Below are 17,482 nucleotides of genomic sequence, written 5' to 3' on the forward strand. Positions count from 1 at the left end.
GGACTAAAAGGACGCACATTCTGAAATACATAAATCGAGACACCAATTTGTTTATTGCAGAATGGAAGGACTAAAAGGACGCACATTCTGAAATACATAAATCGAGACACCAATTTGTTTATAGAGGAATGCCAGGATTAACATAAAATTTATTGTATTTTAAAGACCTCACAGGTTTTAAAAACCTGTGAGGTCTAAATAAAATTAATCTATATTTGCCAAATCTTTTTTATGAAGATTGTTGACTATGAAGAACATCAGAAATTTTTGCATCATTGCACATATAGATCACGGTAAGAGCACGCTTGCGGACCGATTATTGGATTATACAGGTACAGTAACCGCTAGAGAACAACAAGCCCAATTACTAGACAGTATGGATTTGGAACGTGAGCGTGGTATTACTATAAAGTCTCACGCTATCCAAATGGATTATGAATATGAAGGTGAAAAATATATTCTAAACCTTATTGATACGCCTGGTCACGTTGATTTCTCTTATGAAGTTTCTCGCTCAATTGCTGCTTGTGAAGGTGCATTACTTATTGTAGATGCAGCACAAAGTATACAAGCGCAAACTATTTCTAATTTATATTTAGCTTTAGAAAACGACTTGGAAATTATTCCTATTTTAAATAAAGTTGATTTACCAAGTGCCAATCCTGAAGAAGTAACCGATGACATTGTAGATTTATTAGGTTGCGACCCAGAAGAAGTGATTCACGCTAGTGGAAAAACAGGTTTTGGTGTCGATAATATTTTATCTGCCATTATAAAACGTGTTCCCGCTCCAAAAGGCGACCCCAATGCACCATTGCAAGCTTTAATTTTTGATTCGGTTTACAACACCTTTAGAGGTATTGAAACCTATTTTAGAGTGTTTAATGGCGAAATTAAAAAAGGACAACATATAAAATTTGTTGCAACAGATAAAGATTATTATGCTGATGAAGTTGGGACTTTAAAACTGACTCAAGTTGCAAAACAAAGTGTAAAAACTGGCGACGTTGGTTATTTAATAACAGGTATTAAAACCGCAAAAGAAGTTAAAGTGGGTGATACAATCACCGATTTTGCAAACCCTACAACCAATATCGTTGAAGGTTTTGAAGATGTAAAACCTATGGTGTTTGCAGGTATATACCCTGTAGATACTGAAGATTATGAAGAGCTTCGTAATTCTATGGAAAAACTACAACTAAACGATGCATCATTAGTATTTGCTCCAGAAAGTTCTGCTGCACTTGGTTTCGGTTTCCGTTGCGGTTTCTTAGGGATGCTTCACATGGAAATTATTCAAGAACGTTTAGAGCGCGAGTTTGATATGACCGTTATTACAACTGTACCAAACGTATCGTATCACGCTTACACGAATAAAAACCCTGATGAAGCTTTTGTAGTAAATAATCCTTCCGATTTACCGGATCCATCCACCGTTAATCGCGTTGAAGAACCTTATATAAAAGCAACTATAATTACAAAATCTGATTTTGTTGGTAATGTGATGTCGCTTTGTATTGAAAAAAGAGGTATTGTTTTAAATCAAACCTATTTAACCACAGAGCGTGTGGAGATGACTTTTGAAATGCCATTAGCAGAAATTGTATTCGATTTTTACGATCGATTAAAAACAGTATCAAAAGGCTATGCGTCGTTTGATTACCATCCAATTGGTATGAAAACTTCAAAATTAGTGCGTTTAGACATCTTGTTGAACGCCCTAACGGTTGATGCTTTATCTGCTTTAATTCACGCTGATAATGCCCAAAATATTGGTAAAAAAATGTGTGAAAAGTTAAAAGAATTGATTCCACGTCAACAATTTGATATTCCAATTCAAGCAGCTATTGGAGCCAAAATTATTTCTCGCGAAACCATTAAAGCACTTCGTAAAGATGTCACTGCAAAATGTTATGGTGGTGATATTTCGCGAAAGCGTAAACTTCTTGAAAAGCAGAAAAAAGGTAAAAAACGTATGCGTCAAGTGGGTAATGTAGAAATACCTCAGCAAGCGTTTATGGCGGTTTTAAAGTTGAATGATTAGTCTTCTAACCAACTAATTAAAATTAAACATAGGGTTGCATACTTCTTTTATTCAAAAAACAAATAGAGACAACTAGAAGTAATAGCTATTTTGGTTGAATGATTAAAACCAAACTTATGCTTTTACTTGTTTTTTTTATTGATAATTTCCTTTAAAGGTGTTTCTGCCTTATTTTCCGTAAAAATAATACAACATCAAAATTGTTAATAATTATTTTGTATGTTTATAACATAGTAACTAACTAAATTGCCTAAACTTTCTATAAACCCCTAAAAAAGGGATGTTAGGCGTAATTTAGTTTTAGATAAACCACACTTATAAAGTGATAAGTGTTATTAACAATTTTGCAATTTCTAAACCTAATTTTGTCATTTTTATAACGAAAAACAAAGTAAGTCGTTGTATTGACAATTATTTAAAATAATCTTCAAAAAAAGTAATTTACTTTATTAAATTCTTTTTTTTACGTGAATTTTGAATGTTTATTTGATAATAATTTTATATGAAAGCACTTTTTTACACTAGAGAATTTCCACCTTATGTTTATGGCGGGGCCGGAGTTCATGTTGAATATTTAGCCGGAGAATTAGCAAAATTAATGGAAATCGACGTCAGGTGCTTTGGTGATCAGGATGATAAATCAGATAACTTAACTGTTAAAGGTTTTCCTTTTGATGATGGTGTTTTTGAAGGTGCGGATGACAAATTAAAATCTGTTTTTAAAACGCTAAGCACGTGTCTTCACATGAATGCAGACCCCATTGATGCCGATGTGGTTCATTGCCATACATGGTATGCGCATTTTGCAGGTATTGTTGCGAAATTATGCTATGGAATTCCTTTAGTGATTACCACACATTCACTTGAGCCGTTAAGACCATGGAAACGCGAGCAATTAGGCAGAGGTTATGATGCATCGTCTTGGGTAGAAAAAACGGCTATTGAAATGGCCGATGCGCTTATTGCTGTTTCAGAAGAAACTAAAGAAGATGTAATTAAGCATTTTAATGTAGATGAAAATAAAGTCCATGTTATTTATAACGGGATCAATCTTCAACAATATATTACCACACCTGAAACCTCAACTTTAGATGAATATGGTGTGGATAAAACCAAACCTTATGTCCTTTTTGTTGGTAGAATTACACGTCAAAAGGGAATCATTCACTTAGTTAATGCCATAAAATATATAGATCCAGATACGCAAATTGTACTTTGTGCAGGTGCGCCAGATACTAAAGAAATTGGCAAAGAAATGGAAGATGCTGTTAATGAAGTTCAAAAAACTCGCGATAACGTCATTTGGATTGATAAAATGGTAACTAAAGAAGAAATTATTCAATTATACTCGCATGCTGATGTGTTTTGCTGTCCTTCAATTTACGAACCATTCGGCATCATAAATATTGAAGCCATGGCTTGTGATACAGCTGTTGTAGCTAGTGCTGTCGGCGGCATAAAAGAAGTTGTTGTTCATGGAGAAACCGGTATTTTAATTCCGTTAGAACAACAAACAGAAGCACCTTTTGAACCTATTAATCCAGATAAATTTTCAAGAGATTTAGCCAACGGAGTGAATAAAGTAATAGGAGATAAAACACTAAGAGAAACCATGGCAAAAAACGGCAGAAAACGCGTTGAGGACTATTTTGATTGGATTGCCATTGCCAAACAAGTTGAAGAATTATATAAATCTTTGATTTAAAAATTGTAAATTACAGAAGCACGAGTCTTCTCATATAAAACGATATTCTATAACATATTAAACTAACTACAAATGATAAATAACAAAGTATTAGCCATAATATTAGGCGGTGGCCAAGGTTCAAGATTATACCCATTAACTGAATCAAGATCTAAACCAGCAGTTCCTATTGCGGGTAAATATAGATTGGTGGACATTCCTATCTCAAACTGTATTAATTCAGACATTAAACGCATGTTTGTATTAACTCAATTTAACTCAGCATCATTAAATAAACATATAAAAAACACCTATCATTTTAGTTTTTTTAGTAGTGCTTTTGTTGATGTATTAGCCGCTGAACAAACACCACATAATAAAACTTGGTTTCAAGGTACTGCTGATGCGGTGCGCCAAAGTATGCACCATTTTTTAAAGCATGAATTTGATTATTTCTTAATACTTTCGGGAGATCAATTGTATCAAATGGACTATGATAAGATGATTGCAGCCCATGTTAATGCTAAGGCTAAAATATCTATAGCTACTATACCTGTTAACGCTAAAGATGCAACAGAATTTGGGATCTTAAAATCAGACAATTCTAATGTGATAACCTCATTTATTGAAAAACCAGATGCCAGTTTATTACCAGATTGGACATCAGAGGTCAGTGACGATATGAAAGGTCAAGGTAGAAATTACCTAGCATCAATGGGTATTTATATTTTTAACAGAGACTTGTTAACCAAGTTAATGGAAAACGCAGACACTAATGATTTTGGAAAAGAAATCATTCCTCAAGCTATAGACGAACATAAAACTTTAAGTTACCAATATGAAGGCTATTGGACAGATATAGGAAATATAGATTCATTCTTTGAAGCTAATATTGGACTAACAGCAGATATCCCTAAATTCGATTTATACGATAAGAAAAAACGTATCTATACACATGCACGCATGCTACCTACTACAAAATTTGCGGGAACCATGTTAGAAAAAGCGGTCATTGCTGAAGGTTGCATTATTAGTGCTGCTAAAATTGAGCAATCAGTTATTGGTATTCGTTCAAGAATTGGAGACGAAACTACCGTTATAAATACGTATATGATGGGTTGTGATAGATATGAAACTTTAGAGCAAATAGAGAGTAAAAAAATAGAAACCCTTATGGGTATAGGTCAACGCTGTTTTATAAAAAATGCAATCATTGATAAAAACTGCCGCATAGGAGATGATGTTAGAATTAATGGCGGAAAACACTTAGAGGATAAAGAAACCGACACTTATTTTATAAAAGATGGCATTGTAGTTATCAAGAAAGGAGCGACAATTCCTAAAGGATACGTTATTTAAAAAAAGAATCTGGCAATCCTGATAGCTATCGGGACGGAAGACAAACTAAAACTTTTATTTTTCTTATACCAATGTAGCTGGACAATACGATATGGTTAAATTGGTAATATATAACGAACTAATATGCAAGACCAAAAAAGAGTTATAATTGATTATGTCTCGCCTAGTGTTAATTGTGGTGAGTTTTACATAAAACGTGTAGTAAATGAAATTGTTAATATAGACGCCCACTTAATGGCCGATGGGCATGATGTTTTAGGCGCATCTGTTCTGTATAAACACGAAAAAGATAAAACTTGGAAAGAAACTAGAATGGCTTTGCTTTCAAACGATGAATGGCAAGCCTCATTTACGGTTGAAAAACAAGGATTTTACACTTATAAAGTACAAGCTTGGGTTGATTATGCTTTGAATTGGCGATACGGTTTAATTAGAAAAATTAATGACAATCAACACGTGTTTTCAGAATTACTTGAAGGCGCTGAATATATTGAAGCTATTCTAAATAAAGTAACAGCAGACGATAAAGCCTATTTACTACGCCTTCATAAACTATTTAAGAATGAAGATGATTATGGGGAGGCTATTACCGAAGCGACTACTGAAAGGTTATACCAAATATTCTTTAAAAACCCCGTAAAACAGTTTGATAACTCTTCAAAAGACTACCAGGTTTATGTAGATAGAAACAAGGCTAGATTCAGTACTTGGTACGAATTTTTTCCACGTTCAGCCTCAGAAAAAGAAGGAGTTCATGGTACATTCAAAGACTGCGAGCGTCTACTTCCTCGGGTTAAAAATATGGGGTTTGATGTAGTATATTTGCCTCCTATTCATCCTATAGGTGAAGTACACCGAAAAGGAAAAAATAATACTACTAAAGCAAAAGACGGCGATGTTGGCTCAACTTGGGGTGTTGGTTCTCAATATGGCGGGCATAAAGACATTCACCCACAATTAGGAACACTTGATGATTTTAAATCTTTAATTAAAAAAGCAAAAGATAATGGACTTGAAATTGCTATGGATTATGCGTTACAAGCTGCTCCAGATCATCCTTGGGTAAAAGATCATCCAAAATGGTTTAAATGGAGGCCAGATGGTACCGTACAATATGCTGAAAATCCACCAAAAAAATATCAAGATATCCTTCCTATTTATTGGGAAAGTGAAGATTATAAAAATCTTTGGAATGAATGTTTAGATGTCATGATGTATTGGATTAATTGTGGTATAAATATTTTTAGAGTAGATAATCCACATACCAAACCATTTTATTTCTGGAATTGGATTATTACAGAAGTCAAAGCGAAACATCCTGATGTTATCTTTCTAGCTGAAGCATTTACAGCGCCAAAGGTTATGCAACAGTTAGCAAAAAATGGCTACACACAATCTTATACCTATTTTACATGGCGTGAAAGTAAACATGAACTTATAGCGTATATTGAAGAGTTAACAACATCAGAATTAAAGGAATATATGCAGCCAAACTTCTGGCCTAATACTCCAGATATTAATCCGTACCATTTACAAGGCGCCAATGAATCTAAACACATTCAAAGATATGCGCTTGCAGCAACCTTAAGTTCTAGTATTGGAATTTACGGCCCTGTTTTTGAATACATGCTTTCCAGTTCACTCCTTGGAAAAGAGGAGTATTTAAATTCAGAAAAATTTCAAATCACACATTATGATTGGGATATTAAAAGTAAACTTATAACTATTATTGCAAAAATAAATTACATAAGACACAACAATCCTGCACTTCAACAAACCAATAACATTAAATTCTGCCATATTGAAAACGACAATTTAATGGCCTTTTATAAATGGAATGACGATAGAACCAATCAAATATTTGTTATCATCAGTTTAGATGCTCACAACTCGCAACAAGGTACGGTACAAGTGCCGCTGCACGATATTGGAGTACATCATGGGCATAACCTTGAAATGCACGATTTAATTACAGATAGTCGCTACAATTGGAATAGCGAATGGTGTTTTGTAGAATTACACCCAACCATGCCATTTCATATCTTCAAGATTAACAAATAGGTTATGACTAATAAAGCCTCTATATCATCAGTTAAACCACTTTTTGAGTCTGATGACTCTTGGGAAGTATTGCTAGACAATGAAGCGTTTGTAAAAACCTTCTTGTCAGATGTATTAGAAGCTTACATTGTTAAACAACGTTGGTATGGTGGTAAGTCAAGTCGGTTAAAATATATTGAACTTTCCGAATATTTTAAAATTCAACAACATGGTGAGGTTTATTTTGGACTTATTTTAGAAGTAAATTTTGTTGAAGCCTTTTATCAGCATTATTTTTTGCCTATTGCTTTTGTAACCGATAAAAATTTTGCTCAAAACGATAGAATTCTTCCAATAAGTATTAAAAATCAAGAAGGCTATATTATAGATGCTATTAACTTAGAGTCTTTCAGAAAATTAGTTTTTGAACGAATTGCAACTGCAGAACCTAAAGACACTACGAAAGTTCAATATCATAAAAGTCATTTGTTTGAAAATAAAACCTATAAATCGTCTCGATTTATGGGCTTAGAACAAAGTAACACCTCTTTAGTTTATAACGAAAAATATGTATTAAAGTTTTTTAGACGCATTTTTGTCAATAAGAATCCTGACTACGAAATGAGTCGTTTTTTGTCAGAGAAAAAAGAATTTAAAAACACCCCTGCCTATTTAGGAAGCATCAATTTAGTGGACTCTGAGAACAACAATATTACCATTGGTTTAATGCAGGAAATGATTCCTAATGAAGGTGACGCTTGGGATTATATACTAAAAGAATTGCACATAGTATTTTCAAATTTAGAATACAAGAAAATAAATATTGATACACTCCCAAATACTGAGTTATATCAACGTTTAACCATTGAAGATATTCCTCCTCAAATTATAGATTGGGCAGGTTTAAATTTGTTTAAACAGGTTAAAACCTTAGCAATTCGTACTGCTGAAATGCACATTGCTTTAGGCTCAGAATTTGAGGAAACTGCTTTTACTCCAGCGCATTACAATGGTGATTATACGGTATGGTTAAAAAACAAAATGCTATATCAATTTCAAAACAGACTGAATATTATTGAAAATAGCCTTGATAAATTAGACGGGTTAGCATCAACCCTTGCACAAGAGTTTCTCGATAAAAAAAACAGTATAAGAAAACGTTTTGTAAATTTTGATTGGACCAAACTTAAAGGCGAAAGAATAAGAGTGCATGGCGATTATCATTTAGGTCAAATTTTAGTAAAAGACAACGATTTCTACATTATAGATTTTGAAGGCGAACCCGAAAGCACAATTCGAGATAGAAAAGTAAAACAACCGCCTTTAAAAGATGTTGCTGGTCTGTTTAGGTCATTTCATTATGCTATTTACGCCACTATCTTTAACAATCAAGAAAGCTATCCTTCAAATCAAGAAAACCTGTTTAAAGCAGGCGAAATATTATACCGTTATATTACAGGATTATTTTTGGGTACTTATGTTACCGAAACACAAAACGAAAATTTAAATTTAGGGTACAATCAAGAGCGTATATTTATATTAAAATACTGCTTACTAGAAAAAGCAGTTTACGAGTTGGGTTACGAACTCAATTCTCGTCCAAAATGGGCTGTCATTCCTTTAAAAGGAATATCTAATATTATAAATCATTAATTTATGGCACAAGTAAAAGTTCACAGTTTATTTACAGAATTTGATATTAATCTTTTTAAAGCTGGGAAACACTTTAGGCTTTACGAAAAAATGGGTTCACACCTTGTTACCGTTGATGGTATTGATGGTGTTTATTTTGCAGTTTGGGCACCAACAGCAAAACAAGTATCTGTTATTGGCGATTTTAATTATTGGATGGAAGGCGAGCACCAATTAAATGTTCGTTGGGATTCTAGTGGCATTTGGGAAGGATTTATTCCGCTTATTGAAAAAGGCGCAACTTATAAATATAAAATTCAAAGTAATAATAACGATATAAAAACCGAAAAATCAGATCCTTATGCAAGACGTTGCGAGCATAATCCAAATACAGCATCGATAGTTTGGGATGACAATTACAAGTGGAAAGATAAAGACTGGATGAAAACCCGTAAAAAGCATAATGCTATTGATGCACCATATTCTGTTTACGAAGTGCATTTGGGTTCTTGGAAAAGACACGCTGAAGAAGACCGCTTTATGTCTTATTTTGAGTTGGCTGACGATTTAGTAAAATATGTAAGTGACATGAATTTCACGCACGTAGAATTAATGCCTATTATGGAATTCCCTTACGATCCTTCTTGGGGTTATCAAGTAACAGGTTATTTTGCACCAACATCGCGTTTTGGGTATCCTGAAGAATTTAAATATTTAGTTGATAAATTGCATCAAGCCGGAGTTGGAATTATTTTAGATTGGGTGCCTTCGCACTTCCCAGAAGACGCTCACGGTCTAGGGTTCTTTGATGGTTCAAACTTATACGAACACCCAGATAAAAGAAAAGGATACCACCAAGATTGGAAAAGTTTAATTTTCAATTATGAACGTAATGAAGTAAGGTCATTTTTAATAAGTAATGCTGTATTTTGGATGGATCAATACCATGCTGATGGTTTGCGTGTTGATGCGGTTGCCTCTATGTTATTTTTAGATTACTCCAGAGAAGATGGCGAATGGGAACCAAATATTTACGGCGGAAGAGAAAACCTAGCGGTTATAAGCTTTTTAAAAGAACTAAACGAAGAGATATACGCATCATTTCCAGATGTGCAAACTATTGCTGAAGAATCAACAGCGTTCCCAATGGTTTCTAAACCAACATTTGTTGGTGGTTTAGGATTTGGTATGAAATGGATGATGGGTTGGATGCACGATACTTTAGAGTATTTCGCTAAAGATCCAGTGTATAGAAAACATCATCAAAATGAAATCACCTTCAGTTTAGCTTATGCTTTTACGGAAAACTTTATGCTTCCACTATCGCATGACGAGGTGGTATATGGTAAAAACTCCATTTTAGGAAGAATGCCAGGTGATGAATGGCAACGGTTTGCGAATTTAAGATTATTATACGGTTACATGTTTACACATCCGGGCACAAAACTTTTATTTATGGGTAGTGAATTTGGTCAATATAACGAATGGAATTTCCAAGAGAGTTTAGATTGGAACTTACTAGAATTCAAACCCCATAAAGACGCTCAAAATTATTATAAAGAGCTAAATAAATTATACAAAACTACTCCAGCACTATATGAAAAAGGGTTTAGCGGAGAAGGTTTTGAGTGGATTAGTTACGATGACCACGAAAACTGCGTCATTTCTTATATGAGAAAAGGTTACAATGAAGATGAGAATGTTGTTGTAATTTGTAATTTAACGCCAACCATTAGAGAAAATTATAAAATAGGTGTTCCGGTTAATGGTAAGCTTAAAGAAATTTTCAATAGCGATGCTGCAGCATTTGGAGGCAGCGGCGTTTTAAACACCAGACAAATAACGATTAAAAAAGACCCCTGGAATGGTAAAGATTATTCGGCAGTGGTAACTTTACCTCCTCTAGGAGTTACTGTTTTTCAGTTTAAATAATCAATATAATTTTCAGAAAGTCTTTCAGCTAAAAATAACTAGTTGAAAGCTGAGTACATGTCAAAAATTGATAATATATCGGATGTCAATCTGAGCGCAGTCAAAGACATTGGAAATATCGTATTCAAAAGCATTTCGACTGCGCTCAATGTGACACTTTTATATTTTTGTCATGTACTAAAAGTTGAAAGACCTTTATTATACAATATCTTGAAAACTAGCTCACTTAATTTCTTTTTGTAAATATTTTTAAAATCGTTTAAAGTGCAAAAAATCAGTTTTTTACCTTCTGCTTATGGTTTCCGCAATTAATCTAATAATTAATTGATTTTAAAACAATATATGCCACTGTTTTTTAATAAAAAGAAACATACAGGGTATATTAAATTTAGTATTTTCGTCAATTATTATTCATACATTATTTTATGATTTTAAACACTGAATTAGAATATAAGGGAAACTTATTTCCTTCAAAAGTAATTTCATACGAAAAAAACCTTAACGTACTGTCTTTCACTACTGATAACGGTGCTATTTTACAGGTAACCGTTAGAAGAGATAGTATACTTCGTTTTAGATTTACAACTACTGGTATTTTTGAAAATGATTTTTCTTATGCCATTACTAAATACGCAAGTAGAGGATATAATCTTCTTGAGGTTACTGAAAATGATAAAAACTACATCATTACAACAGCAAAACTAATTTGCCACATTTCAAAATTAGATTTAAGAACATCTATTTACGACGCTATAGACAAGTCTTTAATTTGTGAAGATGAACTTGGATTCCATTGGGAAGAAAGCTACGAACATGGTGGTAATGTTGTAAAAATGTCTAAAACCGCTCAACCCGGAGAAAGTTATTACGGTTTAGGTGATAAGCCCGTTGACAATAACTTAAAAGGCAAACGTTTTGAGAATTGGGTAACAGATTCTTATGCCTATGGTAGAGATACAGACCCTATTTATAAAACAATTCCTTTTTATACAGCCTTACATAACAAAAAATCTTACGGGATCTTTTTTGACAATACATTTAGGTCATTCTTTGACTTTTGTAATGAGCGCAGAAATATTACAAGTTTTTGGGCGCAAGGCGGTGAAATGAATTATTATTTTATCTATGGTCCAGAAATGTCGGATGTTGTTGTAAATTATACAGATTTAACTGGGAAACCTCATGAAATGCCTGCGCTTTGGACCTTAGGTTACCATCAATGTAAATGGAGTTATTACCCAGAATCCAACGTAAAAGAGGTCACTAAAAAATTCCGAGACTTAAAAATACCATGTGATGCCATCTATTTAGATATAGATTATATGGAAGGCTTTAGATGCTTTACTTGGAGCGAAGAATATTTCCCAAACCCCAAAAGGATGGTTAAGGAATTAGCTGATGATGGCTTTAAAACCATTGTTATTATTGACCCAGGAATTAAAATAGATATGGATTATTCTGTGTTTAGAGAAGGACTTGAAAAAGATTACTTCTGTAAACGTGCCGATGGCCCATATATGAAAGGTAAAGTATGGCCAGGTGAATGTTATTTTCCAGATTTCACAAACCCGGAAGTAAGAGAATGGTGGGCTAATTTATTCCAAGAACTGGTTGAAGACATAGGTGTTAAAGGAGTTTGGAATGATATGAACGAGCCAGCAGTAATGGACGTTCCTGGAAAAACCTTCCCTAATGATGTAAGACACGATTATGACGGAAACCACTGTAGCCACAGAAAAGCGCATAACGTTTACGGGATGCAAATGGCACGTGCTACGTATCAAGGGTTGAAAAAATTCTCGTACCCAAAAAGACCTTTTGTAATTACAAGAGCAGCTTATTCAGGTACACAACGTTACACATCAAGTTGGACAGGAGACAATATTGCGACTTGGGACCACTTAACCATTGCAAATTTACAAGCACAACGTATGTGCATGTCTGGATTCTCGTTTATTGGATCTGATATTGGAGGATTTGCTGAACAACCAAATGGCGAATTATACGCGCGTTGGATTCAGTTAGGTATTTTCCACCCGTTCTGCAGAACACACTCTTCTGGAGACCATGGCGATCAAGAACCCTGGGCATTTGGAACAGCTATCACCGATGTAGTAAGAAAGTTTATCGAAATAAGATATCAATTACTGCCTTATTTATATACCGCGTTTTGGAGATATGCTGAAGAAGGTATTCCAATCTTAAAATCGTTAGTGCTTTATGATCAACATGACCCGCAAACGCACTATAGAAACGATGAGTTTGTTTTTGGTGAAAAAATACTGGCTTGCCCAATAACAGGACCAAACCAAAAAGGAAGACGTATGTACATCCCGCTTGGTAAATGGTATAACCTATGGAGCGATGAGGTTGTTGAAGGTGGTACTGAACAATGGGTTGATGCCGATTTAGATAGCATGCCAATTTTTATTAAAGAAGGTGCTATTATCCCTAAATACCCTATTCAACAATATGTTGGTGAAAAAACTATTGATGAGTTATTACTTGACGTTTACTATAAACAAGGTAAAGAAACCTCTGAAGTTTACGAAGATGCCACAGATGGTTATGACTACATAAAAGGTAGATATAGTTTAAGAACTTTTAAACTATCAGGAAAGAAAAAGGAGTTGATTATTCAACAACACAAATCTGGTAAGTTTGTAACCACTTATAAAACTTTTAAGATAAATTTACATGGTTTACCATTTAAAATTTCTAAAGTTGAAATTGATAATGTTGTTATACCGTTTAAAGACCTTAAACTTAATGGCGATAATACTTTAGTGCTTACTAAAGAGTTTTCAGAACTTCATATTATGGCTTAAAAAAGTCAATAATATAATTAAACATTAAAGCCTCTCTTTTTAAATTAAGAGAGGCTTTTTTATAGGTCAAAATCTTTATTAAAACTGTTGGTTTTATCAGAAAAATCACCTAGTTTCGTTTAACAATCGATAAAGTTCATTGAAGAACTGACTCTGAACAATCATAAATGGAAGTAGAAAAAGACTTAATAAAACGAGAAATTCAAAAATTAAATTTACTGCTAAATAGTTTAATTGATAAAATTAGCGGAATAAATTCAAACAACGCTAAAAGTGGAATTGGGGAAATAAATAAGGATCTGAAAAACAAATTTGACTTATCATTAGATAAAATAACTCAAATGGAAAATTCGGAATTAATAAAACACATTTCGGAATTACACGAATCTCATGCTGAAAAAATAGTGGAATTATTGTATGAAATTGTTATGAAAACAGAATCACTTGATTTCGGAGAAAACTATGAAAAACGTAAAATTGCACAAAAAGCAATTACAATAATTGACTTCTTAAATCAAAAATCAGAAACGTTTTCAATGAAAAGAATAAATATGAAAAACGTACTACAACAAAGACGTATATAAAAAATTGTTTAGTACATGACAAAAATTTAGAATAGAACTATAAACTACACACATATAGTATGTTACGGCTTTTTCGTTACAAAGACCTGACAGGTTTTCAAAACCTGTCAGGTCTTTTTTATCCTGAAAATGGCACGTAGTTTATTTCTCAAAATTAATTTTTGTCATGTACTTAAAAAAAAATGCTAGTTTTAGCTTAACCAAAGTTAGTTGCTCGTTTGTTTGCTTCCAGTTTTTCTTCGGAACATCCTCGAACTGCGTTTAGAATGGTGTTAAACAAGCCTCCGCGATAATTAAGTATTTTGATTAAATATTAATTTAATTATCACACTATTTAAGTTTTTTGATTAATTATTAAATAAGGAGTGTCTTTGATAAAGTTTATAAATGAATTATAATGAAAACATTCAAAGCTGGAAATCAAATAAATCAACGGACATATAAAAGCTTTCAACCTAACAAAATAAATCAAGAATGGAAAATTGAACATATGGAATTAGTGAATCTTTTAAGTCAAGCTGATAGGCAACTTGGGAGATTAGATATGTATTCAGAATATATCCCAAATATTGATCTATTTATAAGTATGCACGTTTTAAAAGAAGCAACTCAATCAAGTAAAATAGAAGGAACCAAAACAAATATAGAAGATGCATTATTAGACAAAGAAGATCTAAATGAAGAAAAAAGAGATGATTGGGAAGAAGTTCAAAATTATATTCAAGCTTTAAACTCAGCAATAACAAATCTTGAAAATTTGTCATTTTCATCTCGTCTGATTAGAGACACCCATAAAATATTATTGCAAGGCGTTAGAAGAAAACATAATCTTCCAGAGGCATTTAGAAGTAGCCAAAATTGGTTAGGTGGGGCAAGTATAAATGACGCAACCTTTATTCCTCCAATTCATTCAACTATTAATGAATATATGGGAGATTTAGAAAAATTTGCACATAATACTAAATCATTTTTTCCCGATTTACTTAAAATAGCATAAGTACATTTGATAGTATTTTAAAGTTGCAAAAAGAAGTTGAAGCTAAAATCCAAACATTAGGTAGTCGTACCAATAACGCTCAGCTAATTCTAAATCATTTATTTCAACGACCAATTATAGATGCCAAAAAAGCAAAGAAACTTATAAACCTTTCCTTGCCATCCGTTTATAAGCTCATAGATGAATTAGAAAGTCTTGAGATATTAACTGAAATAACTGGAGCGAAAAGAGGGAAAATATATTTGTTTAGAGAATATACAAAATTATTTAGTACATGACAAAAATATAAAAGTGTCAGATTGAGCGCAGTCGAAATGCTTTTGAATACGATATTTCCAATGTCTTCGACTGCGCTCAGATTGACATCCGATATATTATCAATTTTTGTCATGTACTCAGACAAAATTATTTAAATAAAACGATAGCTTCTATTCATCTTTAGACCCTTTTGTTTCCACTGTAGGTACATTTTCAACATCAAAAGGCTTTCCTAAATAAACAAGTTGATAACCTGCTTCAATGTTTTTAAACTCTAAATTATAGGACGATATAATATGAAGCTCGCCATCATTATCCTTTACAAACAAAGGAATAATATCTTCATCATTATTCGAAATTTTAATCAATTCCTCGTAATGCGCTTTGCTTTCTAAATCAATTTCTTGAATGGATGGATGCTTTCTTGTTAATTCTGACAGTCTATTAAAATCATCTTTATGCGAAAACAAGCCTTCTTTTGGGTTATTAGTATCATCTAGCATTTCTTGAGTGGTTACAAGCCTAAACGAGCCATTTTCTCCAAATTGATTACTAAATTTATTGATAGCAAATTTATTAATATCAGGATTTCCTGTTAATGCCATTAAATACCCAACATCGCTTAATTCAATATTATCCATTAAAGTATCAGAGTAAATATTGGTACTCATTGCTTCTAGACCCAATTCTTTTGCTTTTTCAATATTGCTTTCATTACTATCTATTAAAACCACGTGTCTTCCATGACTTTCTAAATAATGACCTAATAACCTTGAAACCTTAGACGCCCCGACAATTAAAATACCTGTAGATTTTGTTAGAAAAACCCCAGCAATCTTAGCAAATAGGCGCGCTGTTGTTGCATTAAGTAAAACAGTTCCTAAAACAATCATAAATACCAATGGTGTTATATATTCAGCATCTTCCACACCCTTATCTGCAAGTGTAAGTCCAAATAAAGACGCAATCCCAGCAGCCACAATTCCTCTGGGGCCAACCCAGCTAATAAAAAGTTTTTCATTCAATTTTAATTTAGATCCAGAGGTGCTTAAAAACACGCCAATTGGTCGAATTAAAAAAACAACGAGGGCAAATAGAATAACGGTATTCCAATTATAGATTAGCATTAACTCTTCTATATTAATATTTGCAGCTAGTAAAATGAATAATATGGATATTAATAATACACTTAATGATTCTTTAAAATAAAGCAGCTCTTTTAAATACGGGGAATTAGAATTACCCAAAACCATACCCATAACAACAACCGCCAATAAACCAGATTCGTGTGCAAAACTATCGGATAACACAAAAACACCAAGAACCGCTGCTAAGGCAAAAACGTTTAATAAATAATGAGGCACCCATTTCCTATTGATTGTGAAATTGAGGGCATGGGCAAAAGTAAATCCGAAAGTAGAACCGAATAACACGATTTTACCGAAATCAATTAACATCGTTTTAGTATATTCTCCTTCAGTACCTACACTAATAAACTCAAAAACAAGTACAGCTACCAAAGCACCAATTGGGTCAATTAATATGCCTTCCCACTTTAGAACCGCTGAAATATCTTTTTTTAGTGGAATGTTTCTAAGAATGGGTGTAATTACTGTAGGTCCTGTAACAATAATTAAAGCTGAAAATAAAAATGATATTTCCCAAGTTAAGTGAAACACAAAGTGAGCTGCTAAAGCGGCTCCAAAAAATGTTACCAAAACGCCAATGGTTATTAACTTAGTTATTATGGGGCCAACATTTTTGATTTCTCCCATTCTTAACGTTAATCCGCCTTCAAAAAGAACAATACTAATAGCTAATGACACAAAATAAAAAAGGTTTGTATCAGGAAACAACCCTTTTCCGTCTTTATATATAGGCTGTATCCATTTGGTACCATCTTCAGATAAAAATTCTGCCGCTACTGGTCCCACTAATAATCCTATTAATATTAAAGGCAAAATAGCAGGGATTTTTAATTTCCATGCCACCCATTGCGCTAATATGCCTAATATAATAATTCCTGCTAACTCTACCATCCTTTAAATCTATATTAAAACACTAAATTAGGTAAAACAGATGACATCATATTTTTAAAAAATGTTATCTTTCAACTTTGACTAA

At 33.1% G+C, this 17,482-nt stretch carries 11 protein-coding genes; 10 read left to right on the top strand and 1 reads right to left on the bottom strand.

Annotation, left to right across the window (positions count from 1 at the left end; translation table 11 throughout):
* Positions 1-247: 247 nt before the first annotated feature.
* The 10 genes from lepA to AAC024_RS09615 all read left to right on the top strand — a co-directional run bounded on the left by lepA (position 248) and on the right by AAC024_RS09615 (position 15,378).
* Entirely contained in the window at positions 248-2,044 is a 1,797-nt protein-coding gene (gene lepA, locus AAC024_RS09570) for a translation elongation factor 4 (protein WP_339895160.1), read from the top strand.
* 502 nt (positions 2,045-2,546) lie between these two features.
* Entirely contained in the window at positions 2,547-3,749 is a 1,203-nt protein-coding gene (gene glgA, locus AAC024_RS09575) for a glycogen synthase (protein ID WP_339895161.1), read from the top strand.
* A 72-nt stretch (positions 3,750-3,821) separates the two neighbouring features.
* On the top strand, positions 3,822-5,087 hold the full coding sequence (locus AAC024_RS09580) for a glucose-1-phosphate adenylyltransferase (RefSeq protein ID WP_339895162.1): 1,266 nt from the start codon (positions 3,822-3,824) through the stop codon (positions 5,085-5,087).
* A gap of 123 nt (positions 5,088-5,210) precedes the next feature.
* On the top strand, positions 5,211-7,148 hold the full coding sequence (locus AAC024_RS09585; RefSeq protein WP_339895163.1) for an alpha-1,4-glucan--maltose-1-phosphate maltosyltransferase: 1,938 nt from the start codon (positions 5,211-5,213) through the stop codon (positions 7,146-7,148).
* A gap of 3 nt (positions 7,149-7,151) precedes the next feature.
* Positions 7,152-8,780: a trehalose synthase gene (locus AAC024_RS09590; RefSeq protein ID WP_339895164.1), complete on the top strand. Its 1,629-nt coding sequence runs from the start codon at positions 7,152-7,154 to the stop codon at positions 8,778-8,780.
* A gap of 3 nt (positions 8,781-8,783) precedes the next feature.
* Positions 8,784-10,691 carry a 1,4-alpha-glucan branching protein GlgB gene (gene glgB / locus AAC024_RS09595; protein WP_339895165.1) on the top strand — a complete coding sequence of 636 codons (1,908 nt, stop codon included), beginning with the start codon at positions 8,784-8,786 and terminating at the stop codon, positions 10,689-10,691.
* Between the two features lie 425 nt (positions 10,692-11,116).
* Positions 11,117-13,519, top strand: a complete 2,403-nt coding sequence (locus AAC024_RS09600; protein ID WP_339895166.1) for a glycoside hydrolase family 31 protein — start codon at positions 11,117-11,119, stop codon at positions 13,517-13,519.
* A 167-nt stretch (positions 13,520-13,686) separates the two neighbouring features.
* Positions 13,687-14,103: a hypothetical protein gene (locus AAC024_RS09605; RefSeq protein WP_339895167.1), complete on the top strand. Its 417-nt coding sequence runs from the start codon at positions 13,687-13,689 to the stop codon at positions 14,101-14,103.
* Positions 14,104-14,500: 397 nt separating this feature from the next.
* Positions 14,501-15,100, top strand: coding sequence for a Fic/DOC family N-terminal domain-containing protein (locus AAC024_RS09610; RefSeq protein ID WP_339895168.1), 600 nt, complete (start codon positions 14,501-14,503; stop codon positions 15,098-15,100).
* Between the two features lie 23 nt (positions 15,101-15,123).
* On the top strand, positions 15,124-15,378 hold the full coding sequence (locus AAC024_RS09615; protein WP_339895169.1) for a hypothetical protein: 255 nt from the start codon (positions 15,124-15,126) through the stop codon (positions 15,376-15,378).
* 150 nt (positions 15,379-15,528) lie between these two features.
* On the opposite strand, the gene AAC024_RS09620 is transcribed toward AAC024_RS09615, so the two are convergent.
* On the bottom strand, positions 15,529-17,397 hold the full coding sequence (locus tag AAC024_RS09620) for a sodium:proton antiporter (RefSeq protein WP_339895170.1): 1,869 nt from the start codon (positions 17,395-17,397) through the stop codon (positions 15,529-15,531).
* Between the last annotated feature and the right edge of the window lie 85 nt (positions 17,398-17,482).

The sequence above is a fragment of the uncultured Algibacter sp. genome, assembly GCF_963976535.1.
In the GTDB taxonomy this organism is placed as follows: Bacteria; Bacteroidota; Bacteroidia; order Flavobacteriales; family Flavobacteriaceae; genus Algibacter_B.

Bases quoted from the DNA above. Each gene is read 5' to 3' on its own strand.
- glgA (WP_339895161.1), top strand. From the start codon at position 2,547: ATGAAAGCACTTTTTTACACTAGAGAATTTCCACCTTATGTTTATGGC.
- AAC024_RS09620 (WP_339895170.1), bottom strand. From the start codon at position 17,397: ATGGTAGAGTTAGCAGGAATTATTATATTAGGCATATTAGCGCAATGG.
- AAC024_RS09590 (WP_339895164.1), top strand. From the start codon at position 7,152: ATGACTAATAAAGCCTCTATATCATCAGTTAAACCACTTTTTGAGTCT.
- AAC024_RS09580 (WP_339895162.1), top strand. From the start codon at position 3,822: ATGATAAATAACAAAGTATTAGCCATAATATTAGGCGGTGGCCAAGGT.
- AAC024_RS09610 (WP_339895168.1), top strand. From the start codon at position 14,501: ATGAAAACATTCAAAGCTGGAAATCAAATAAATCAACGGACATATAAA.
- lepA (WP_339895160.1), top strand. From the start codon at position 248: ATGAAGAACATCAGAAATTTTTGCATCATTGCACATATAGATCACGGT.
- AAC024_RS09585 (WP_339895163.1), top strand. From the start codon at position 5,211: ATGCAAGACCAAAAAAGAGTTATAATTGATTATGTCTCGCCTAGTGTT.
- AAC024_RS09600 (WP_339895166.1), top strand. From the start codon at position 11,117: ATGATTTTAAACACTGAATTAGAATATAAGGGAAACTTATTTCCTTCA.
- glgB (WP_339895165.1), top strand. From the start codon at position 8,784: ATGGCACAAGTAAAAGTTCACAGTTTATTTACAGAATTTGATATTAAT.
- AAC024_RS09605 (WP_339895167.1), top strand. From the start codon at position 13,687: ATGGAAGTAGAAAAAGACTTAATAAAACGAGAAATTCAAAAATTAAAT.